Genomic DNA, 19,490 nt, shown 5'->3' with positions numbered 1-19,490 from the left:
CGCCAACGCTGGCCTAGGCTGCCCAGGGCAGCGAAAACGCCCGTGCCCGCGCGAGGAAGCCATGATCCGAATAGGCAATGCCCAGGTGTCGCTGGAGCGGCGCGAAGTCTTTGTCGATGGCAAGCCGATCCTGTTGGGTGGGCGTGCTTTCGACGTGCTGGCCACGCTGATCAGGGCCAAGGGCCGCGTGGTCGGCAAGGACGAGTTGTTCAGCCAGGTGTGGTCCGGCACGGTGGTCGAGGACAATAACTTGCAGGTTCAGGTGTCCTTGCTGCGCAAGGCCTTTGGCGACCGTGGCCTGATCCAGACCGTGCCGCGCCGGGGCTATCGCCTGGCCGCGCAGATCAGCCTCGAGGAGCCTGGTGAGGCATTGGGCAGGTCGTTGCTGCGCAGCCTGGCCGAGACTGTCGAGCCGCTCGATGAGCGCGTGAATGTGCCGGTGTTGGTGGTGGATGACGACTCGTCGGTGCGCACCGCGTTGGGCCGGCTGTTGCGCTCGCAGGACATCCCGCACCACTTGTTTGCCAGTGCCGAGGCGCTGTTCGAGGCTCGCCTGGAAACCCCCTGTGCCTGCCTGCTGCTGGACATGCACTTGCCTGGCACAAGTGGCCTGGAGGTACAGGATGCGCTGTGCCGGCTGGCGCTGCCCTGGCCGATCGTGTTCATGACTGGTTTCGGCACCATCCCGATGACCGTCCAGGCCATGCGCGCCGGGGCGGTGGAGTTTCTGACCAAGCCGTTCGATGAAGACCAGTTGCTGACCCTGTTGCAGACAGTGCGCGCCCGGGCCGTGGCCGAAGGCCGCAAGTGGCTGCAGGCGCGGCAGGTCGAGGAAAAGTACCAGCGCCTGACTCAGCGTGAGCGCCAGGTCTTCTCGCTGGTGGTAGGCGGCTTGTCGCACAAGCAGATCGCCAGGCAGATCGGCACCAGCGAGGTGACGACCAAGGTGCACAAGAAGAACATCATGAACAAGATGCAGTCCCGCTCGCTGCTGGAGCTTGCGGCCATGCACAACCTCCTCGGAGCGCGGTCTGCGAGCCTGGGCGGCGCATGAGCAGAGAGGTGTGCATCGTCGACGACGATGCCTCGGTGCGCAAAAGCCTGGCCAACCTGCTGCGCTCGGCGGGGTTCGAGACCTTGTCGTTTTCCGCCGGGCACGCATTCCTGGCTTCGCCACTGGCGGGCGAGGCGGGCTGTGTGTTGCTGGACCTGAAAATGCCGGGGATGAGCGGGCTGGAGGTACAGCGTGAGCTGGCACAGCGGGGGTGGCGCTTGCCGGTGATCTGCATGTCGGCACATTGGGACGATGGCTCGGTACGGGCAGCGATGGGCCTTGGGGCACTGGCCTGCCTGGGCAAGCCGTTTTCTGAAGAGGTGCTGCTGAAGGTGGTTGAAGAGGCTTTGGCTGGCGGTCAGTGAGGTATGGCTGTGCCGGCCTCTTCGCGGGTGAACCCGCTCCTGCAGGGGGGCATCACAACCCTGGCAATCTAACTGCTCCCCGGTCGGTACTGCAGGGCCTCGGCCAGGTGCGCCCGGCCAATCGTCTCGCATCCCTCCAGGTCCGCCAGTGTCCGCGCCACCTTCAACAACCGGTGCGCCGCCCGTAGCGACAAGGTCAGCCGCTCGCAGGCCCCTTCCAGCCAGACCTGATCCGCCGCTACCAACCCACAGTGGTGCCTTAAACCTTCAAGGTCGAGAAATGCATTCGCACAGCCTTGTCGCCTGTGCTGCAGCTCCCGCGCTTCAGCCACCCTGACGGCGACATCGGCACTGGTTTCACCACAAGGCTGGTTGTTCAACGTAGTGCTCTCGCGAGCCACGGTCAGGTGCAGGTCGATGCGGTCCAGCAGTGGCCCGGACAGCTTGTTGCGATAGCGCGCGATCTGCTCGGTGCTGCAGCGGCAGCGGCCAGTGGGGTCGCCCAGGTAGCCGCAAGGGCAGGGGTTCATCGCTGCCACCAGCTGGAAGCGCGCGGGGAAACGCACTTTGTCGCGGGCACGGGCAATCACGATTTCACCTGACTCCAGTGGCTCGCGAAGCACTTCCAGTACGCGCCGCTCAAACTCCGGAAGTTCGTCGAGAAACAACACGCCGTGATGGGCTAGCGTGATCTCACCTGGTTGCGGTCGGCTACCGCCACCGACCAGCGCCGGGCCGGACGCAGAGTGATGGGGGTGGCGAAAGGGTCGCTGTGGCCAGCTGTTCAGCGGCGCTTTCCCGCTGACCGACTGGATTGCCGCCACTTCCAGCGCTTCGTGCTCGTCCAGCGGTGGCAGCAGCCCGGGCAGGCGGCTGGCGAGCAAGGTCTTGCCGGTGCCGGGCGGCCCGGTGAACAGCAGGTTGTGCGCACCGGCCGCAGCCAGCAGCAAGGCACGCTTGGCTGCCAGTTGGCCCTGCACTTCGCTCAAATCCGGGTAGGGGCGTTGCTGCAGGATCAGGCCGTTGGCAGCGTAGGGCGGCAGCGGCACCTGGCCGTTCAGGTGGGCGACCAACTCCAGCAGGTGGCCCACCGCATACACCACCAACCCGCCGGCCAGGCTGGCTTCCTCGGCATTTTCCCGTGGTACTACCAGCGCCCGGCCTGCTTCGCGTGCCGCGAGTGCCGCAGGCAGCACGCCCTGCACTGGGCGCAATTTCCCCGACAGCGCCAGTTCGCCCAGGCATTCCATATCGGTCAGGGTGGCAATCGGCACCTGGCCGTCGGCGGCGAGGATGCCCAGGGCGATGGCCAGGTCATATCGGCCGCCATCCTTGGGCAGGTCGGCGGGGGCGAGGTTCTGGGTAATGCGCCGCTGTGGGTACTTCAGCCCGGAGTTGACGATGGCGCTGCGCACCCGGTCCTTGCTTTCCTTGACCGTGGTTTCCGGCAGGCCGACCAGGGTGAGATGAGGCAGGCCGTTGGCCAGGTGGGTTTCGACGCTGACCGCCGGTGCCTGCACGCCTACCTGGGCGCGGCTGTGGACGAGGGCTAGGGACATGAACACTCCGTTGTTGCTGGAAAATGCCGCTTCCTGCGGCTGGGCAAAGAATAGCCAGTGCTGCCACGGCAGGCGCAACAAGTGTGCGTCGTGGTTTTTCAGGGCAGGGGTTTTCCCTGCGTTTTCATGCGGTTCGGCAAAAATGGATCCAATAGGCTTTGCGCAGGCGTCAGGTATGACTTAGTGTTGTTGGGCAACCGCAGTTGCCATGGGATGGCACTGCGTCTTCTTTCAAATGGACTTGAGGTATTGCACCGTGCAAATGCTCACCCGCACGCACCAGGTAATGCGCGAACTGGTGCAGGCCAGTGCATTCGTTGAACTCAACCGCTTTTTCGACAGGCTTGAGGCTCAGTGGCGTCAGGCCCCGCCCGGCGAGTTCCCGGCCTACCTGGCGGCCATTGACGGGCACATGCTGCTCGACCAGGAAAACCAGGGCGACAGGGCCCTGAGCCAAGTGCTCAGAGCCTGGATTGACGCGTGCCCCAGGGCTTACCACCCACAAGTGGTAATGGGTATGCACTGCTTCCACCGAGCCTGCCAGGTGCAGGTTGATGGCCCACGCAACGCTGCACGCTTGCTGGCGGTCGCGCAAATTTGTGAATCCGCCACCGCGCACCTGTTGCGTGCAATGGACCGCTCTGCGCACCCCGTGGCAGCGGCCATTGGCATGCTGCGCATCAGTGCGCAGTTCCATGAGCCTGGTTGGTTGCTCCAACTGTTCCAGGGGGAGCCTGCACGCTTCAGGCCCAGTGCCCATGCCGATGTAGAGGTACAGGAAGCTGCAGCGCCGTTGCTGGTGAGGCATGGGCTTTTGCCCTTGGCCGAGCTGCCACAGGCGCTGCCGCGCTACCTGGGCAAGCGGGTCGACCATGAAAACGAGGACCCTCGCTATTACTGGCTGCGCCATGCGCTGATCGCCCGCCCCGGCTGCTTCGAAGCGATCCAGGCCCTTGCTGTGTACCTGCTGCCACGCTGGGGCGGCAGCCTCGATGCGTACGAGCTGTTGATCAATGGCCCGTTGTGCGCAACCTGGGACGAGCCTTTGCGTAATGCGCTGCACTGGATGGCCGTCGAAGGCCGGCTGATGCTGCCACAGGCTGATCCGTTGCAAGCCGTCGCCGACTGGCAGCACGTGTTCGAAGACTGGTCACAACGCCCGTTGAGGCCCAGGGAACGTGCTGTCGTTCTGGCATGGCGGGGGGCGCTGCGCAGCGGGGCATCGGGCGACCATGCTGGCGCTATGCGCGACTTTGCCGCGAGCTTGGCGTGCAATGCCGATCTCGGCGCCATCCGCGCCATGGGCGTGCCGTTTCGCTGTTTGGCCGAGCTGATACTGCGCAATGGCATGGCAGATGAGAGGCAACTGTTACACAGCGCCATTGAGCGCCTGTGTGACGGCCGTTCACATGCTGCTGCCTGTGCATTACGCGCTGTCGGGCACCGTTTCGGGCTGTGGGCGCTGCCACGCTCGGCCGAGCAGGCAAGGCTATGGTTGCAACGGGCGGTGAGTCGCCAGTTCGCGGGCCAGGCACCGGGGTTCGAAGTGCTTGAAGTGGCGCGATTGCTGTGGGCAGCCAACCGGCATGAAGTGGCCTGCTACCTGTATGAACGCTGCGCCGAACTGAACCTGCCGGGTGCTGCCCTGGCCTTGTATGAGCTGCACCATGGCGGCCTGGCCAACACCCCGGCGCATTACCTAGACGACGAAGCAGCCGGGTACTGGCTGCAGCGTGCGGTGGAGGCGGGCAGCAGGCAGGCCAAGTACAACCTGGCCTGCCTGCGCATGGACGGCGATGAGGATCTGAACGAGCGCAGTGCCATGCTGGCGGTCAGGCGCCTGCTTGTCGACGCGCTGGGCAACGGGCAGACCAATGCGTGTGCGCGGTTGCACCTGGGGATTTTGTTACGCCGGTTTGGTGAGGCGCAGGAGCGAAGTGAGGCGGTTGCTTACCTGCTGAGCCTGGTCGAGCACCCGGACCCGTGGCTTGCAGGGCGTGCCAGCGCCGAACTGGGGCTGGCCTGGATGCAGGGGCGTGGCACCCGCAAGCAAAGCCGCTTTGCCGCCATCCAATGGGTCAACCGAGCGGCCAGCTTGCAACCAAGGGATTCGGCCATTGGTGATATCCAGGCCCAGATCCTCAATTCGCACAGCCGGGTGAAGACGTTGTTTACTCAGTGCGGGGCGGCATTGTTCCGCGGCACACTGCATGCAAGTGAGCTACCACCGAAACAGGCCTTTACCCACGCCGAGTCGTTGCGGGTTCAACCTGCATCGGACGGGCTCAGGCGCGCACATAAACCCAGGCTGTCAGGCCCGATGCAAGGGTGACTGCGACGCGCTTGTAGTCGGCAACTTCATAGCGGTCCGCCGCTGCCAGTTCGTCTTCGCTGATCTGGAAGACCATGCCGGCCACGCTGTCGTTGGCCTGGCTGCTGGGGGAAACGATGGGGTGATGAGACTTGCCGCTGGTCGCCAGTACGCCCGGGTCGGTGATCTCGACCCAGTCCAGGCGGTAGCCCGGCATACGGTCGGCCTGGCCGTTCAGCTCACGGCCAAAGTTGGCCAACTGCACGGCTTTATCCTGCAAGGTGCCGTAGGAAAACAACAGTACCGGGTATGCGCTGGAGGGCTGCATTCATTCATCCTGTGAAGTTGGGTTCAGCCGGGCTTCCAGCTCGGCTACCTGTTTTTCCAAGGCCTCAAGGCGTGCGCGGGTACGCGCCAGTACAACCATCTGGCTGTCGAACTCATCGCGGCTGACCAGGTCCAGCTTGCTGAAGGCGCCTTGCATCAACACTTTGAACTGGCTTTCGAGTTCCGCACGGGGCTGGGCGGCATCGCTGCTGAACAGGCGCGAGGCCTGTTCGCTCAGGGCATCGAGAAGGGCTTTGGGCGGGAGCATGGGGCTGTCCACTGAAACGGAGAAATGGCCGCCAGTGTAGCACGCACAAACCTGGCGCCTGAGTGCACATTGGCCTTCGTAGGAGCGGGTTTACCCGCGAAGAAAACACCGCGGTGGATGGCAAGGGCTTCGCCCGTGTTCGCGGGCAAGCCCGCTCCCACAGCGATCGCGCCAACTTTTAGAAATTGAGCAAGACAGTTGCTCACGAAAAAGAATGATCTGCGGTTTCTAATCCGTTGCACATTTTTCGCGCAACCTGCCCCGCTGCTGCGCACCGAAATTGTGCATGTTTCCCATGCTGGCGACTGGCCAATCCCGACCAAATCACATAACGCTCTGTTTTTCGGCGCTTTGTCGGAACTGGCAAGGTTTCTGCAAAGACCTGTACGAGCCATGCACTGAAGCAGTTCCTTGTGACCAGGCAGTGCGCACGCGGAGCCGGATGCCGACGACGCGTTACAAAGCCAACCGCTGCGCTTAGACTTGAGACGGGTTTGTTTTCCTGGGGCAAGTCCACCAAATCGGGAGAGAGTTTCATGAAGCTAGTCACAGCCATCATCAAGCCGTTCAAGCTGGACGACGTGCGCGAGTCGCTGTCGGAAATCGGCGTGCAGGGCATCACCGTCACCGAAGTCAAAGGTTTCGGTCGGCAGAAGGGCCACACCGAGCTGTATCGCGGTGCTGAATATGTGGTCGATTTCCTGCCCAAGGTGAAGATCGATGTCGCCATCGATGACAAAGACCTTGATCGGGTAATCGAAGCCATCACCAAGGCAGCCAACACCGGCAAGATCGGTGACGGCAAGATTTTCGTGGTGAATCTGGAGCAGGCGATCCGCATCCGTACCGGCGAAACCGATACCGACGCGATCTAAGCAGCAAAAAAGCCTCACCAAACCCAACGCCCCAGGAGAAAACAACATGACTCTGCGTAAGATCGCAGGGCTAGGAGCCCTATTGTCCCTCGTAATGCCCGGGCTTGCCCTGGCAGAGGAAGCTGCCCCAGCGCTTAATTCCGGCGACACCGCCTGGATGCTGACCGCAACGGCGCTGGTGCTGTTCATGACCATTCCGGGCCTGGCCCTGTTCTATGGCGGCATGGTGCGATCCAAGAACGTGCTGTCGGTGATGATGCAGTGCTTTGCAATCACCGGCCTGATGAGCATTCTCTGGGTCGTCTACGGCTACAGCATGGCCTTCGATACCGCCGGTATGGAAAAGGGCGTGCTCAACTTCAACTCCTTCGTTGGCGGCTTCTCCAAGGCCTTCCTCAGCGGCGTCACGCCCGACAGCCTGACCTCGGCCACCGCGCTGTTCCCTGAAGCGGTGTTCATCACCTTCCAGATGACGTTCGCCATCATCACCCCGGCGTTGATCGTCGGTGCCTTTGCCGAGCGCATGAAGTTCTCGGCGATGCTCGTATTCATGGGTATCTGGTTCACCCTGGTGTATGCGCCGATCGCCCACATGGTGTGGAGCGGTGACGGTGCCCTGATGTGGGACTGGGGCGTACTGGACTTCGCCGGCGGCACCGTGGTGCACATCAACGCCGGTATCGCAGGCCTGGTCTGCTGCCTGGTACTGGGCAAGCGCAAGGGCTACCCGACCACGCCGATGGCCCCGCACAACCTCGGCTATACCCTGATGGGTGCAGCGATGCTGTGGATCGGCTGGTTCGGTTTCAACGCAGGCTCTGCTGCCGCCGCCAACGGTACTGCCGGCATGGCCATGCTGGTCACTCAGATCGCTACCGCCGCCGCCGCCCTGGGCTGGATGTTCGCCGAGTGGGTCGGTCACGGTAAGCCAAGTGCTCTGGGCATCGCTTCGGGCGTGGTTGCTGGCCTGGTCGCCATCACCCCGGCTGCGGGCACCGTCGGGCCGATTGGCGCGCTGATCATCGGCCTGGTTTCGGGTGTGCTCTGCTACTTCTGCGCCACCACGCTCAAGCGCAAGCTCGGCTATGACGATTCGCTGGATGCCTTCGGCGTGCACGGTGTTGGCGGCATCATCGGCGCCATCCTCACGGGTGTATTCGCGGCTCCGGCGCTGGGCGGCTTCGGTACCGTCACCGACATCGGCATGCAAGTCTGGATCCAGGCCAAAGGTGTGATTTTCACCGTGGTCTACACCGCCATCGTCACCTACGTGATTCTCAAGGTGCTGGATGTGGTGATGGGCCTGCGGGTCAACGAAGAAGAAGAGTCGGTCGGCCTCGACCTGGCTCAGCACAACGAGCGCGGCTACAACCTGTAACTGCGACGCGGTAAAAACTTGCCCGGCTTGCCGGGCATTTTTTTGCCAGTTTTTCAGCATTTCCCGCACGGCAAACGGTTTATTCGACACGTTCGTGACGTAGGTAAAAAACTTACAAGCCGCAGGGCGTTTATGGTGCTTTGCTTTTTCCACGGGCGCGCTAGAATGCGCGCCGAAGGGTGTTTGACGAGTAGTCCACACACTTCGCCAGCCTTTGCTAGGCTTGCCAATAGCGTGTGGCCAGCAGGGGCTAATGGATTTGTCAGGTCCTGCCAGGAGCAGGGCCTGCTGGGTGCCGCCTCCCATCAGGAGTGCCGACCCAAGGGCAGTGGCCTAACCCACGGCCAGTTGAATTTTCACTGGTGGCTGCCGGTCTACGGCTGCACTGGTCTATAACCAACCTGCTTTTCGCAAGTCATGAGGTAGAACATGAGCGACGACGATCTGGAAAATGATGACCTCGAAGTAGGCGACGAAGACGAGGGTGATGAGGTCCTTGAAGGGGCGGCTGACGACGGCGTGGAAGACGCTGGCGATGACGACAGCAGCCCGGCACCCGTTGCCAAGGGCAAATCCAAGGCAGCAGTCTCGGTAGACGAGATGCCGAGCATGGAAGCCAAGCAGAAAGAGCGTGATGCACTGGCCAAGGCGATGGAAGAATTCCTTTCTCGCGGTGGCAAGGTGCAGGAAGTCGAGGCCAACGTGGTCGCTGACCCGCCCAAGAAGCCAGACAACAAGTACGGCAGCCGCCCTATCTGAGTGGCTGATCGCAAAAAAGCCCGCCGTCGCTGCGGGCTTTTTTATGCCTGTGGGTTTTGTGTTGCCTGTGCCGGCCTCTTCGCGGGCATGCCCGCTCCCACAGGTTCACCACAGGGTCCAGGGCCTGCGCGGTCCCTGTGGGAGCGGGCGTGCCCGCGAATGGGCCGCAAAGCGGCCTCCGTCAGCGCCAGCGCGCGAGCACGTCGGGCAGCTGCGACAGGCGCTGGATTTCGGCATCCGGCGCCTGATCGCCAGTCCAGGCCTTGCCCTGCGGGTTGAACCACACCGCGCGCAAACCGGCGCGCTGGGCACCGGCAATATCATCGCCAGGGTGATCGCCAATATGAACCGCCGCACCCGCGTCCACCTCGCCGCGGCGCAACGCTTCAAGGAATGGTGCAGGGTCTGGCTTGCCAATGCCCAGGTCCTCGGCGCACAGGGCAAAGCGGAAGTAATCGGCCAGCCCCAGCCGGCTGACGTCGGCATTGCCGTTGGTGACCACCCCCAGGATGTATTGATGGCGCAAGATCTCAAGCACCGGTTGTACCTCTGGGAAGATCTCCACCTGGTGGCGCGCATGCAGGAACACTTCGAAGCCTTCGTTGGCCAGCGCCTGTGCGTGCTGCTCGCTGTAGCCGACCTCTTCCAGGGCATGGAACAGCACGCGCCTGCGCAGGGCGCTGATGCGGTGCTTGAGGCCGGGCTCTGCTTGCACCAGGCGCTCGCGGATGGCGAACAGGTGTTCCACCGGCACGCTGCCGAGGGTTGGTGCGTTGGCTTCGAGCCAGTCGCGCAGCACGACTTCCGCGGTGGCAATCACCGGCGCGGTGTCCCACAGGGTATCGTCGAGGTCGAAGGTGATCAGCTTGATGCTCATGAGTCTGTGCCTTTGCTGCGTTTGGCCCGAGGGTGGGCGCTGTCGTACACCGCGGCCAGGTGCTGGAAGTCCAGGTGGGTGTAGATTTGCGTCGTGCTGATGTCGGCATGGCCGAGCATCTCCTGCACCGCGCGCAGGTCCTGGGATGATTCCAGCACATGGCTGGCGAAGGAATGGCGAAGCATGTGCGGGTGCAGGTGTTGGCCCAGCTCACGCTCACCGGCAACCTTTACCCGCAGCCTCACTGCCCGGGGGCTGATGCGATTGCCCTGGCGGGTAATGAACACTGCACGGTCGCGTGGGTTGCCGATGCCGCGCAAACGGTACCAGGCCTGCAACGCCTCGCGAGCCTTGCGACCCACCGGTAGTACGCGGGCTTTTCCACCCTTGCCCAGTACCTGCACCAGGCCGGCGGCGAGGTCGAGGTGATCAAGATCGAGGTTGGTCAGTTCCGATAGGCGTAGGCCCGAGGAATAGAACAGTTCGAGGATCGCCTGGTCCCGCCGGGCGATGAAGTCGTCGTCGACGCCACCATCGAGCAGCTGCAGTGCGCGGTCGGTATCCAGTACCTTGGGCAGCCGCCGCTCACCTTTGGGCGCGCTCAGGCCGTTGGCCGGGTCGTGCTGGCACAGGCCTTCGCGGTTGAGGTAGCGGTACAGGCCGCGCACTGCCGACAGCAGGCGTGCCAGGCTGCGCGGAGATTGGCCATGGTGGTGCAAGCGGGCGATCAGCTGGCGCAGCTGCTGGATTTGCAGCGCCTGCCAATCGGCAATGCCGTGTTCTGCGCAGTAGGCGATGACTTTTTCCAGGTCGCGACGGTAGCCCTGCGAGGTGTGCTCCGACACCTGGCGCTCGTTGCGCAGGTGTGCGCAATAAGCCTCCAGCTGGCGTTTCATCAGCGTACCGGGCGCAGGGTCTGGGTAACGCGTGGCACAACGCGGCCAAGCACCTCGGCGATATAGCCGAGGAAAAGGGTACCGACGCTGCTCTTGTAGTGTTGCGGGTCGCGGCTGCCGATGGCCAGAACCCCATGCAGCCCTTGGTACTCAAGAGCTGCCACGGCGCTGGAGCCTACTTCCCGGCGCTGTTCTTCACCGAACAGGAACGCCAGCTCGTGCTCGCGCAGGTTGCCACTGACGGTCTTGCCACCGCCCAGCAGGGCACCGATGGCTTGCTGCGCCTCGGCATTGCTGACCCAGCGCCCGACCGGCGCGACGTTGTCGCCGAACAGGATCAGGCTGACGAAGGGCACCTGGAATTCCTGGCGCAGGCTGTCTTCGACCGCCATTACCACTTCTTCCAGGCTACCGGCATCGAGCAGGTCAAGGATCAGCCGGCGGGTCTTGTCGAACAGCCGGTCGTTGTCGCGGGCCACGTCCATCAGTTGCGACAGGCGATGGCGCATTTCGATGTTGCGGTCACGCAGCAGCTTGAGCTGGCGTTCCACCAGCGACACGCTGTCTCCTCGCTGATGCGGGATGTGCTGTTCGATCAGCAGCTCGTCGTGCTCGGCGAAGAAGGTGGGGTGGGCGCGCAGGTAGGCGACCACCGCTTCGGCATCGAGCTCGGCGGACTGCTTGGGTACAACCTTGGGCTGATCGGTCATGGCGGTTACTCGTTTAGAGACGAACCTGTCCTTCATAGACGCGTACGGCCGGGCCAGTCATCATCACGGGCTTGCCGGGGCCGGCCCATTCGATGTGCAGGCGGCCACCGGGCAGGTCGAGGGACACCGGGGAGTCCATCCAGCCCTGGCTGATCGCCGCCACGGCCGCGGCGCAGGCGCCGGTGCCGCAAGCCTGGGTTTCGCCGGCGCCGCGTTCCCACACGCGCAGGTTGGCGCGGTGGCGGTCGATGACTTGAATGAAGCCGGCATTCACCCGCTGTGGGAAGCGTGGGTGGTTTTCGATCTTCGGGCCCAGCTCGTGCACGGGGGCAGTATGCACGTCGTCGACACGCAGCACGGCGTGCGGGTTACCCATGGACACGGCGGCTATGGAATGCAGCTGGCCGTCGACCTCCAGTGGGTAGCTCAGCGCCTGCGCGTCAGCAACGAAGGGGATTTCGGCAGGGATGAAGCGGGGTGGGCCCATGTCGACACTCACCTGGCCGTCGTTCTGCACGTCCAGCACGATGATGCCGCTCTTGGTTTCCACGCGGATGCGCTTTTTCGCGGTCAGGCGCTTGTCCAGCACGAAGCGGGCAAAGCAGCGCGCACCGTTGCCGCATTGCTCGACCTCGGAGCCGTCGGCGTTGAAGATGCGGTAGCGGAAGTCCACTTCCGGGTTGTTCGGCGCCTCGACGATCAGCAACTGGTCGAAGCCGACACCGGTATGGCGGTCACCCCATTGCTTGGCGTGCTTGGGCTGGATGTGCGCGTGCTGGCTGACCAGGTCCAGGACCATGAAGTCGTTGCCCAGCCCATGCATCTTGGTAAAACGCAGCAGCATGGGCTTACTCCGGCAGCAGGCTTTCGCCAGCATACAGTTCGGCGACGGTCTCGCGGCGGCGTACTTCGAACGCCTGGTCGCCGTCGACCAGGATTTCAGCGCAACGGCCGCGGGTGTTGTAGTTGGAGCTCATGACAAAACCATAGGCGCCCGCGGACTCTACGGCCAGCAGGTCACCTTCGGCCAGGTTGAGTACGCGGTCCTTGCCGAGGAAGTCGCCAGTCTCGCAGATAGGGCCGACCAGGTCATAGGCACGGCCTTCGCCTGCACGTGGCTTGACCGCGCTGACACCCATCCAGGCCTGGTACAGGGCCGGGCGGATCAGGTCGTTCATCGCTGCATCGATGATGGCGAAGTCCTTGTGTTCGGTGTGCTTGAGGTATTCCACGCGGGTCAGCAGAACGCCAGCGTTGGCGACGATGTAGCGGCCTGGTTCGAACACCAGGGCCAGGTCGCGCTCGCCCACGCGCTCGCGGATGGCCTTGATGTAGTCGGCCACCCGTGGTGGCTGTTCGTCGCGGTAGCGCACGCCGACACCGCCACCCAGGTCCAGGTGGCGCAGGTGTATGCCGCACTCGGCCAGGCGGTCGACCAGCACCAGCAGGCGGTCGAGGGCGTCGAGGAATGGCTCGACGGTGGTCAGCTGCGAGCCGATGTGGCAGTCGACACCGACCACTTCCAGGTTCGGTAGCTGTGCGGCGCGTACGTAGATGGCCTCGGCATCGGCAATGGCGATGCCGAACTTGTTTTCTTTGAGGCCAGTGGAGATGTACGGGTGGGTACCGGCATCGACGTCCGGGTTGACCCGCAGCGACACCGGGGCAACCTTGCCCATTTCGGCGGCGACTACTTGCAGGCGCTCCAGCTCGTCGGTGGATTCGACGTTGAAGCAGTGCACGCCAACTTCCAGGGCGCGGCGCATGTCTTCACGGGTTTTGCCGACGCCGGAGAACACCACGCGGTCGGCACGCCCGCCAGCGGCCAGCACACGTTCCAGTTCACCACCGGAGACGATGTCGAAGCCTGCGCCCAGGCGCGCCAGCACGTTCAGCACGCCAAGGTTGGAGTTGGCCTTGACCGCGAAGCACACCAGGTGCTCGGTGCCTTGCAGGGCGTCTGCGTAGCTACGGTACTGGGCCTCGATGTGGGCGCGCGAGTACACGTAGGTGGGGGTGCCGTAACGTTCAGCAATGGCCGACAGGGCCACGCCTTCCGCGAACAGCTCACCGTCGCGGTAGTTGAAAGCGTTCATCTGGTTTCCTTACTGCGCTGGCGACTGCTCGGGCTCGGACTCGGACTGCAGCTCGGGCTGCTGTTCTTGTGCCGGGGCCGGCTTGGCTTTTGGCTGGTGCTGGTGCGACGTGTGCGCTTTGCCGTTATCGCCATCTTCAGGCAGATACAGCGGGCCTTTCTGGCCACAGGCCGAAACGAGGCAGGCAACAGCGACCAGCGCCGCGAAGGAGGAAATCAGGCGCTTCATGGGTGAAATCCTTAGAAAAATGCAGTATTGCGCCCGAGTATACCGAGCGACCGGCGGCTTGCCTATGCAAGGACCGGTCCGCCGGGCGGGCTATGCTTAGCCTCTGCGCAGCCCCCTGTAGGAGCGGGCTTGCCCGCGAAGAGGCCGGTGAAGGCAACGGCTAAACCTTTGCATTCGGCGGCAAGCGCCCGTATCTTGCCCGGCTTGCCTGTAACGCAGCCAATTTCGAGGTTCCTGCAATGAGTTTGAGTGAAGCGCGTTTCCATGATCTGGTCGACGCGACCCAACAGGCCCTGGAAGATCTGTTCGACGAGAGCGGTCTGGACCTGGACATGGAGAACTCAGCCGGTGTCCTGACCGTCAAGTTCGAGGGCGGTGCCCAGCTGATCTTCAGCCGTCAGGAGCCACTGCGCCAGCTGTGGCTTGCCGACCGCTCCGGTGGTTTCCACTTCGATTACGACGAAGACAGTGGCAAGTGGGTGTGCGAAAAGAGCGAAGAGTTGCTGGGTGAAATGCTCGAGCGTATCGTCTGGGAGCGGGCCGGCGAGAAGCTGGACTTCGACGAAATCTGACATGAGTAACGCCCAGGCCCGGCCGCCCAAGCCGCTTTACAGCAACGTCAGCCCTGCAGTGCCGTCACCGTGCATCAGCGTATGCCGGCTGGACGAACAGCGGGTGTGTACCGGTTGCCATCGGCATGTCGAGCACATTCGCGAATGGCGCTCGGCCGATGACGAACGGCGCCGGCAGATCTGCCGCGAGGCCCAGGTCTTGCGCGAGCAGGCTAAGGCACACTGAGCGCAGGGGCTTGAGTATTTGCCCGGCTGTGGTAGTGTCGGGTTCTGCGTCGGTGACGCCAAAGCCTTCTCAAACCCCGCCCTTGGGCGGGGTTTTGCTTTATTTGCACATTGAAAACTGCCTGTTCAAAGGAGTCTGACTGGATCATGAGCACCAAGCCTTCCCTCATCCTCACCCGATTGGACGTACAGCGTCTGGAGCGTCTGATCGACAGCCTCGACGAGAGTACGCCGGGTGTGCTCGCCCTGCAGGACGAGCTTGACCGCGCCGAGCAGGTGGTCGGTCACGAGGAAGTGCCGGCGGGCGTGGTGACCATGAACTCGCGGGTGCACTGCCGTGAGGAAGCCAGCGGCAAGGACTACCACCTGACACTGGTGTACCCCAAGGATGCCGGGCCGGAAGGCAAGGTCTCGATCCTGGCGCCGATTGGCTGCGCCTTGCTGGGGCTGTCGGTGGGCGAGCAGATCGACTGGCCGGCGCCGGGGGGCAAGACCCTCAAGCTGAAGCTGCTGGAAGTGGAGTACCAGCCGGAAGCAGCGGGCGATTACGACCTGTAAGGGCCAGGGGGCCGCTGCGCGGCCCGATTGCAGCACAAGGCTGTTCCACAGCAGTCTTGTGCTGCGAGTTCAGGCGCCCTGCGCCAAAACCTGTTCCAGCCCCTCATTCAAAGCCTGCTCCAGCACCCGCTTGTAGCTCAGGTAGATCTGCGTTGCCCCCAGCCGGTCATCCAGCAGCTCGGACAAATCCAGGTCGGTGATATAGCACCGGTACCGCTCTGCGCCACGGCGCTGACCGATGATCTGCCGGGCCACCACCGCGTACAGCTGCTCACCATGTTCCAGTTCGGAAAACTCCTGCTGGTCGCAGTACAACGTCACATGCGCCACACCCGCCACACCGGCCTGGATAATCGCCTGTACCTCATAGTAAGGCTGGTCGCTGCCCTCGGCCGGGGCCAGGCGCGGCTCGATGCTGCGTGCCTTGCCTGGGCCGGTGGGCAACAGCTGCGCGAAGTGGATATCCAGCGAGGCGGGCCGCAGGCTATCGAGGGGCAGGCGTGCATCGCGGCGCATCACCACCGAGCGCAGAAAGCGTTGCAGTGGCAACAGCAGATGCGCTTCGTCATGCAGCGGCAGGCGTTGTTGCCACAATGCGTTGTATTCATCCAGCACATACACGTCGGCCCAGCCGCCCTGCAGGCGGTAGAACACCTGAATGCAGGCTGGCCGGCCTTGCTCCAGCACCAGGCGCAGGTCGTGATCCTGCAGGGCATTGGCATCCAGGTACAGCGGGCTGTAGGCACTGCGTTCTTCGCCCAGGTAGGCCAGCAGCGCCTCATGCTCGGCCAGGGTCGTCAGGCTGACATGCTCGGGCAAAAGCTCCAGCACATGGGTGTGTTGGGCCACTTGTAGCAGGTAGCGGTGGTGGAGCCCTTGGTCCCGCAGCAGCTGCACAGTGTCGAAAATTTCCTCTACGCGCTGGCCGATAGGCTGGGCGCGGCTTTGGCAGAAGCAGCGTACCCGCACCCGTGGCCGGTGGCCGCGCTGCGCCGGGCTGTTGAGGAAGTCGCGCAGGCAGCGCACCAGCGCGTGTTCGCCGTCATAGCGCTGGACCAGCACCTCGTTCCAGCTGTTGACGGTGACCTGGTCCAGGGTCAGCACCAGGTTTTCGCGCACGCCAGCGTAGCTCAACGCGTCGGTGCGCTCTGTGGTCATCAGCACGTTCAGGTCGCGGTGGTGGCGCAGCGGGTCGACGCCGACGTTGACCAGCAACAACACCTCATCGGCAACGCTGGGCTGCAAAAGGCGCACTTCGCTGACGGTCGGCAAGGGCAGGGGGATACTTTGCCGCAGACAGCCCAGCAGGTTGAACAGCTCGAACTCCCCGAGGTCGCTGGCCCCTGGATGCAGCGCCATGCGGGTGCTGCTGTCGATCACCCCGTTGCGATGGGCCCAGGTCAGCAGTTCGAGTAGCTCGCGGCAGCGCTTCATCGGGCTGAAGTGCTGTACTTCATGGGTGCTCAGGTTGCCGCTGTACAGCTCCCAGTGGTAGCTGCCCGGCTCCTTGCGGTTGGGTGCCTGGACCAGCGTCAGGGTGTCTTCGGCGAGGTCAGGGGCGATGCCGGGGTTAATCACTTCGACCTTGCCGGCGCGGCGCTCGAAGGCGGCGTACAGGCGCCGGCCCAGCACATTGAGGTCGCGCTGGTCGGCGCGGCTGCTGGCGTTCTGGGTGCGGGCGAACTGGCTGAGGAAGCGATAACTGAGGTTAAGCTCGGCCACCAGCTCACGCCGCTCGACGGCGACCTGCTGCACTTTCCATCGGCTGCGGCTGTCCAGCAGGGCCAACTGGCGCTGGTCCCAGCCCCATTCGTCGGCCAGGCGCTGCAGCAGCCGACGTTGCCAGCCATGGCTGCGGCCCTGGTCGCTGAGCTTCTTGTTCACCTTCAGGTACAGGCTGCGTCTTACCAGCTCCAGGCGCGCGGTTTCGCCGCGTTGCAGCAGGTAACGTTCGATGCGCCGGTAGACCATCACGTAGGGGTCCAGCTCGTCGAGGTCGAGCTGGTTGGCAAACACTGCCTGCTTGTAGTCCAGGCTCAGGCAGCGCACCGCAGGGTGTTCGCTGGCGTAGGCTTCGGTCAGCAGCAGTTTGAGCAGCGATTTGTAGGGCGAGTCGATGCCTTTGAACAATTGCCACAGGCCTGCGCCGACGAACTCACCGGGCGGAATGTGCGCCAGGTTGCCGAGGTCAAGGGCTTCCTGGCTGCGGATGAAGCGCTTGGACAGCAACGTCTGGGTGTAGCTGTAGTAGTTGTGTTCCTCGTACACCGGTACCAGCCACCACAGCGGCGTACGCCCGGCCAGCCACAGGGTGGTGCGGTAGAACTCGTCCAGCAGCAGGTAGTGCTGGGTGGTGCCGCAGTCGTCGGAGCCGAGCTGGCCATCGCGCTGACCCTGGGCGAAGCCCTGTGTGTCGATCAGGAAAAAGTGTGCTTCGGCGCCCAGGCTTGCCGCCCAGGCCTCCAGCAGCTGGCACTTGCGGCGCAGCTCACCCAGCAGCTGTTCGGGCAAGCCGGGTGCATGGCACACCCACAGGTCCATGTCGCTGTGCTCGGCCTGCGCCAGCGAGCCCAGGCTGCCCATCAGGAACAGGCCGTGGATCGGGCGTGGCGGGTTGCCATGCTGGGCCTTGTAGGTGAACGAGCGGGCCAGGCGTTGGGCATCTGCCACCAGCTCGGCGCTTGGCTCGTAAGCCGATACGCCCGCGGGGGTGCTGCCGGAAACGTAACCCGGCAATAGCGGGTGGTTCACGTGAAACAGCAGCGGCAGCAATGACAGTACCTGTTGCTGGCGCGTTGACAGGCCTTCCTTTGCCCGCTGCAGTCGGCCCTGGTTCAGATGCAGGAAGCGCGCACGCAATGTCGCCAGGACCTTGCGGTCGATGCCTTCGTCCAGGTCAGGGCGGATTTCGTGAGGGTGGTTCATTGCGCGCTCGGGCAGGCCATTGAAGCTGTGGCGAGTTTAGCCTGAGTGGCGGGGTCGGATAAGCGGTAATTGAAATTTTGGCGCCATTTTTCCAGCGCGGGCCTGCTCCAGCTTTCGCTGCGCTTCAGGCATGATGGGCGCATTGAGTTCATGTAGAGAGTGTCCAATGCGTGTATGGATCGATGCCGACGCCTGCCCCAAGGCGGCCAAGGATCTGATCGTCAAGTTCGCCCTCAAGCGCAAGTTCGAGGTGGTGATGGTGGCGGGGCAGGCGGTGGCCAAGCCGGCGTTCGCGATCGTGCGCCTGATCGTGGTGCCCAGCGGCATGGATGCGGCCGACGATTACATTGTGGAGCACGCCGTGCCGGGCGAGCTGGTGATCTGCAGTGACGTGCCGCTGGCCGACCGCCTGGTGAAAAAGGGCGTGGCCGCGCTGGACCCGCGTGGGCGCGAGTTCGACGAGCGCAACATGGGCGACCGCCTGGCGGCGCGCAACCTGTTCACCGAGCTGCGTGAGCAGGGCCAGGTGGGGGGCGGGCAGGCGGCCTATGGCGAACGTGAGAAACAGGCGTTTGCCAATGCACTGGACCGGATCATTGCCCGGCTCTCGAAAGGCTGACAGATTCCTGTAGGCGACAGCCCAGGCTGGCGCGGTGGATGGCACCGGCTCTGCCGGTGTTCGCGGGTAAACCCGCTCCTACAAGCGATCGCGCAGTTGCCCCACAGGCTATCGCGCAGTTGCCCCACAGGTACCGCGTGGCCTTGAAGCCTGCGCTGGACCTGTGGGAGCGGGCATGCCCGCGAAGAAGCCAACGCAGTAACTTACTCGTGCGTCAGCTCCAGCACTCGGTCCACCAGCTTGTAGATCCCGCCCGCCGCCTCGCTGATCGACTTGGCCTCCATGTACGCCGGGGTAGTCACGAGCTTACGCTGGGTGTCTTCGACAATGTCGTGTACATCGCATTCTTCATGGGTGCCGCCCATCTTTTCGACAGCCGCCGCAGTGCCGGCATCGCGCCCGATGGTGCAGACCACGCCCGGCCCGTAGATCTTCGCCGCCAGCGCCGGCGAGATGCAGATCAGGCCTACGGGTTTGCAGGCGTCGGCAAAGGCTTCGGCCAAGGCCAGCACGTCTGGGTTCACGCTGCAGTTGGCGCCTTCCACGGCAAAGTTGGAGAGGTTTTTTGCTGCCCCGAAACCGCCCGGCACGATCAGCGCATCGAAGTCTTCGGCCTTGGCCTCACGGATATCCCTGACCTCGCCGCGGGCGATGCGCGCCGACTCCACCAGCACATTGCGCGATTCGGGCATTTCTTCGCCGGTCAGATGGTTGATTACATGCATCTGTGCGATGTTCGGCGCGAAGCACTGCACCTGCGCACCGCGCTGGTCGAGGCGCAGCAGCGTGATCACGCTTTCGTGGATTTCGGCGCCGTCATACACGCCACAGCCGGAAAGAATCACCGCTACTTTTTTTGTCATGCTCATTACTCCAGTGTCGAGGCGC

General features: G+C 63.6%; 21 protein-coding genes. 10 read left to right on the top strand and 11 right to left on the bottom strand.

All coding sequences use genetic code 11. The annotated features are described in order from the left end of the window. The first annotated feature begins 61 nt into the window (after positions 1-61). The gene (locus tag AC3RCM_RS26670) at positions 62-1,054 is read left to right on the top strand and encodes a response regulator (protein WP_104886913.1); all 993 of its coding nucleotides are present in this window, start codon (positions 62-64) and stop codon (positions 1,052-1,054) included. Then, the gene (locus tag AC3RCM_RS26665) at positions 1,051-1,419 is read left to right on the top strand and encodes a response regulator transcription factor (protein WP_177410005.1); all 369 of its coding nucleotides are present in this window, start codon (positions 1,051-1,053) and stop codon (positions 1,417-1,419) included. The genes AC3RCM_RS26670 and AC3RCM_RS26665 overlap by 4 nt, the downstream gene beginning before the upstream one ends. A gap of 68 nt (positions 1,420-1,487) precedes the next feature. On the opposite strand, the gene AC3RCM_RS26660 is transcribed toward AC3RCM_RS26665, so the two are convergent. Next, positions 1,488-2,978 (bottom strand): YifB family Mg chelatase-like AAA ATPase, encoded by a 1,491-nt coding sequence (locus AC3RCM_RS26660; RefSeq protein WP_064491287.1) that lies wholly within the window; start codon positions 2,976-2,978, stop codon positions 1,488-1,490. Positions 2,979-3,240: 262 nt separating this feature from the next. On the opposite strand from AC3RCM_RS26660, the gene AC3RCM_RS26655 reads away from it, so the two are divergent. After that, complete coding sequence (locus tag AC3RCM_RS26655; RefSeq protein ID WP_409322505.1) at positions 3,241-5,310, top strand: DUF4034 domain-containing protein; 2,070 nt, start codon at positions 3,241-3,243, stop codon at positions 5,308-5,310. Here the strand turns inward: AC3RCM_RS26655 and AC3RCM_RS26650 are convergent. Both AC3RCM_RS26650 and AC3RCM_RS26645 read right to left on the bottom strand, forming a co-directional pair. Continuing rightward, entirely contained in the window at positions 5,264-5,617 is a 354-nt protein-coding gene (locus tag AC3RCM_RS26650) for a gamma-glutamylcyclotransferase family protein (RefSeq protein WP_020190994.1), read from the bottom strand. The two genes, AC3RCM_RS26655 and AC3RCM_RS26650, sit on opposite strands and share 47 nt — an antisense overlap. Then, positions 5,618-5,884, bottom strand: coding sequence for an accessory factor UbiK family protein (locus AC3RCM_RS26645; protein WP_014592818.1), 267 nt, complete (start codon positions 5,882-5,884; stop codon positions 5,618-5,620). It abuts the gene before it with no gap. A gap of 536 nt (positions 5,885-6,420) precedes the next feature. Here AC3RCM_RS26645 and glnK point away from each other — a divergent pair. The 3 genes from glnK to sutA all read left to right on the top strand — a co-directional run bounded on the left by glnK (position 6,421) and on the right by sutA (position 8,896). Next, the gene (gene glnK / locus AC3RCM_RS26640) at positions 6,421-6,759 is read left to right on the top strand and encodes a P-II family nitrogen regulator (protein WP_002555808.1); all 339 of its coding nucleotides are present in this window, start codon (positions 6,421-6,423) and stop codon (positions 6,757-6,759) included. A 46-nt stretch (positions 6,760-6,805) separates the two neighbouring features. Then, positions 6,806-8,137, top strand: a complete 1,332-nt coding sequence (locus AC3RCM_RS26635; protein WP_010955751.1) for an ammonium transporter — start codon at positions 6,806-6,808, stop codon at positions 8,135-8,137. A 429-nt stretch (positions 8,138-8,566) separates the two neighbouring features. After that, entirely contained in the window at positions 8,567-8,896 is a 330-nt protein-coding gene (gene sutA / locus AC3RCM_RS26630; RefSeq protein ID WP_003253643.1) for a dormancy-specific transcriptional regulator SutA, read from the top strand. A 181-nt stretch (positions 8,897-9,077) separates the two neighbouring features. On the opposite strand, the gene AC3RCM_RS26625 is transcribed toward sutA, so the two are convergent. From AC3RCM_RS26625 to lptM, 6 genes are read right to left on the bottom strand one after another with little or no spacing between them, the layout of a single operon-like run. Beyond that, entirely contained in the window at positions 9,078-9,773 is a 696-nt protein-coding gene (locus AC3RCM_RS26625) for an HAD family hydrolase (RefSeq protein WP_010955750.1), read from the bottom strand. Continuing rightward, complete coding sequence (xerC, locus tag AC3RCM_RS26620) at positions 9,770-10,669, bottom strand: tyrosine recombinase XerC (protein WP_064491273.1); 900 nt, start codon at positions 10,667-10,669, stop codon at positions 9,770-9,772. Before xerC ends, AC3RCM_RS26625 begins: the two co-directional genes overlap by 4 nt. Continuing rightward, positions 10,669-11,379 carry a DUF484 family protein gene (locus tag AC3RCM_RS26615; RefSeq protein ID WP_014592815.1) on the bottom strand — a complete coding sequence of 237 codons (711 nt, stop codon included), beginning with the start codon at positions 11,377-11,379 and terminating at the stop codon, positions 10,669-10,671. Before AC3RCM_RS26615 ends, xerC begins: the two co-directional genes overlap by 1 nt. 13 nt (positions 11,380-11,392) lie before the next feature. After that, positions 11,393-12,223, bottom strand: a complete 831-nt coding sequence (gene dapF / locus AC3RCM_RS26610) for a diaminopimelate epimerase (protein WP_014592814.1) — start codon at positions 12,221-12,223, stop codon at positions 11,393-11,395. Positions 12,224-12,227: 4 nt separating this feature from the next. After that, positions 12,228-13,475, bottom strand: a complete 1,248-nt coding sequence (gene lysA, locus AC3RCM_RS26605; protein ID WP_010955746.1) for a diaminopimelate decarboxylase — start codon at positions 13,473-13,475, stop codon at positions 12,228-12,230. Positions 13,476-13,484: 9 nt separating this feature from the next. Next, on the bottom strand, positions 13,485-13,703 hold the full coding sequence (gene lptM, locus AC3RCM_RS26600; protein WP_010955745.1) for an LPS translocon maturation chaperone LptM: 219 nt from the start codon (positions 13,701-13,703) through the stop codon (positions 13,485-13,487). A gap of 239 nt (positions 13,704-13,942) precedes the next feature. Between lptM and cyaY the strand changes: the two genes are divergently transcribed. The 3 genes from cyaY (at position 13,943) to rnk (ending at position 15,058) form a co-directional block, all read left to right on the top strand. Then, positions 13,943-14,275 (top strand): iron donor protein CyaY, encoded by a 333-nt coding sequence (cyaY, locus tag AC3RCM_RS26595; protein ID WP_004575827.1) that lies wholly within the window; start codon positions 13,943-13,945, stop codon positions 14,273-14,275. Position 14,276: 1 nt separating this feature from the next. Then, entirely contained in the window at positions 14,277-14,501 is a 225-nt protein-coding gene (locus tag AC3RCM_RS26590) for a DUF1289 domain-containing protein (RefSeq protein ID WP_064491272.1), read from the top strand. Between the two features lie 146 nt (positions 14,502-14,647). Beyond that, positions 14,648-15,058 carry a nucleoside diphosphate kinase regulator gene (gene rnk / locus AC3RCM_RS26585; RefSeq protein WP_003253652.1) on the top strand — a complete coding sequence of 137 codons (411 nt, stop codon included), beginning with the start codon at positions 14,648-14,650 and terminating at the stop codon, positions 15,056-15,058. Between the two features lie 69 nt (positions 15,059-15,127). Here rnk and AC3RCM_RS26580 read toward each other — a convergent pair whose 3' ends face one another. Next, positions 15,128-17,983, bottom strand: a complete 2,856-nt coding sequence (locus tag AC3RCM_RS26580) for a class I adenylate cyclase (protein WP_104886914.1) — start codon at positions 17,981-17,983, stop codon at positions 15,128-15,130. A 166-nt stretch (positions 17,984-18,149) separates the two neighbouring features. Between AC3RCM_RS26580 and AC3RCM_RS26575 the strand changes: the two genes are divergently transcribed. Continuing rightward, on the top strand, positions 18,150-18,602 hold the full coding sequence (locus tag AC3RCM_RS26575) for a YaiI/YqxD family protein (RefSeq protein ID WP_014592810.1): 453 nt from the start codon (positions 18,150-18,152) through the stop codon (positions 18,600-18,602). Positions 18,603-18,805: 203 nt separating this feature from the next. Here the strand turns inward: AC3RCM_RS26575 and elbB are convergent, their stop codons facing one another. After that, positions 18,806-19,465: an isoprenoid biosynthesis glyoxalase ElbB gene (gene elbB, locus AC3RCM_RS26570; RefSeq protein ID WP_104886915.1), complete on the bottom strand. Its 660-nt coding sequence runs from the start codon at positions 19,463-19,465 to the stop codon at positions 18,806-18,808. Between the last annotated feature and the right edge of the window lie 25 nt (positions 19,466-19,490).

Source organism: Pseudomonas sp. GW823-FHT05G12 (assembly GCF_058795575.1).
Note: the sequence above shows the minus strand (reverse complement) of the source record. Positions and strands in the feature narration are given on the sequence as shown.

Bases quoted from the DNA above. Each gene is read 5' to 3' on its own strand.
- xerC (WP_064491273.1), bottom strand. From the start codon at position 10,669: ATGAAACGCCAGCTGGAGGCTTATTGCGCACACCTGCGCAACGAGCGC.
- AC3RCM_RS26590 (WP_064491272.1), top strand. From the start codon at position 14,277: ATGAGTAACGCCCAGGCCCGGCCGCCCAAGCCGCTTTACAGCAACGTC.
- lysA (WP_010955746.1), bottom strand. From the start codon at position 13,475: ATGAACGCTTTCAACTACCGCGACGGTGAGCTGTTCGCGGAAGGCGTG.
- lptM (WP_010955745.1), bottom strand. From the start codon at position 13,703: ATGAAGCGCCTGATTTCCTCCTTCGCGGCGCTGGTCGCTGTTGCCTGC.
- AC3RCM_RS26665 (WP_177410005.1), top strand. From the start codon at position 1,051: ATGAGCAGAGAGGTGTGCATCGTCGACGACGATGCCTCGGTGCGCAAA.
- sutA (WP_003253643.1), top strand. From the start codon at position 8,567: ATGAGCGACGACGATCTGGAAAATGATGACCTCGAAGTAGGCGACGAA.
- AC3RCM_RS26635 (WP_010955751.1), top strand. From the start codon at position 6,806: ATGACTCTGCGTAAGATCGCAGGGCTAGGAGCCCTATTGTCCCTCGTA.
- AC3RCM_RS26660 (WP_064491287.1), bottom strand. From the start codon at position 2,978: ATGTCCCTAGCCCTCGTCCACAGCCGCGCCCAGGTAGGCGTGCAGGCA.
- AC3RCM_RS26645 (WP_014592818.1), bottom strand. From the start codon at position 5,884: ATGCTCCCGCCCAAAGCCCTTCTCGATGCCCTGAGCGAACAGGCCTCG.
- AC3RCM_RS26670 (WP_104886913.1), top strand. From the start codon at position 62: ATGATCCGAATAGGCAATGCCCAGGTGTCGCTGGAGCGGCGCGAAGTC.
- AC3RCM_RS26625 (WP_010955750.1), bottom strand. From the start codon at position 9,773: ATGAGCATCAAGCTGATCACCTTCGACCTCGACGATACCCTGTGGGAC.
- AC3RCM_RS26650 (WP_020190994.1), bottom strand. From the start codon at position 5,617: ATGCAGCCCTCCAGCGCATACCCGGTACTGTTGTTTTCCTACGGCACC.
- elbB (WP_104886915.1), bottom strand. From the start codon at position 19,465: ATGACAAAAAAAGTAGCGGTGATTCTTTCCGGCTGTGGCGTGTATGAC.
- AC3RCM_RS26575 (WP_014592810.1), top strand. From the start codon at position 18,150: ATGCGTGTATGGATCGATGCCGACGCCTGCCCCAAGGCGGCCAAGGAT.
- glnK (WP_002555808.1), top strand. From the start codon at position 6,421: ATGAAGCTAGTCACAGCCATCATCAAGCCGTTCAAGCTGGACGACGTG.
- cyaY (WP_004575827.1), top strand. From the start codon at position 13,943: ATGAGTTTGAGTGAAGCGCGTTTCCATGATCTGGTCGACGCGACCCAA.
- dapF (WP_014592814.1), bottom strand. From the start codon at position 12,223: ATGCTGCTGCGTTTTACCAAGATGCATGGGCTGGGCAACGACTTCATG.
- AC3RCM_RS26580 (WP_104886914.1), bottom strand. From the start codon at position 17,983: ATGAACCACCCTCACGAAATCCGCCCTGACCTGGACGAAGGCATCGAC.
- AC3RCM_RS26655 (WP_409322505.1), top strand. From the start codon at position 3,241: ATGCTCACCCGCACGCACCAGGTAATGCGCGAACTGGTGCAGGCCAGT.
- AC3RCM_RS26615 (WP_014592815.1), bottom strand. From the start codon at position 11,379: ATGACCGATCAGCCCAAGGTTGTACCCAAGCAGTCCGCCGAGCTCGAT.
- rnk (WP_003253652.1), top strand. From the start codon at position 14,648: ATGAGCACCAAGCCTTCCCTCATCCTCACCCGATTGGACGTACAGCGT.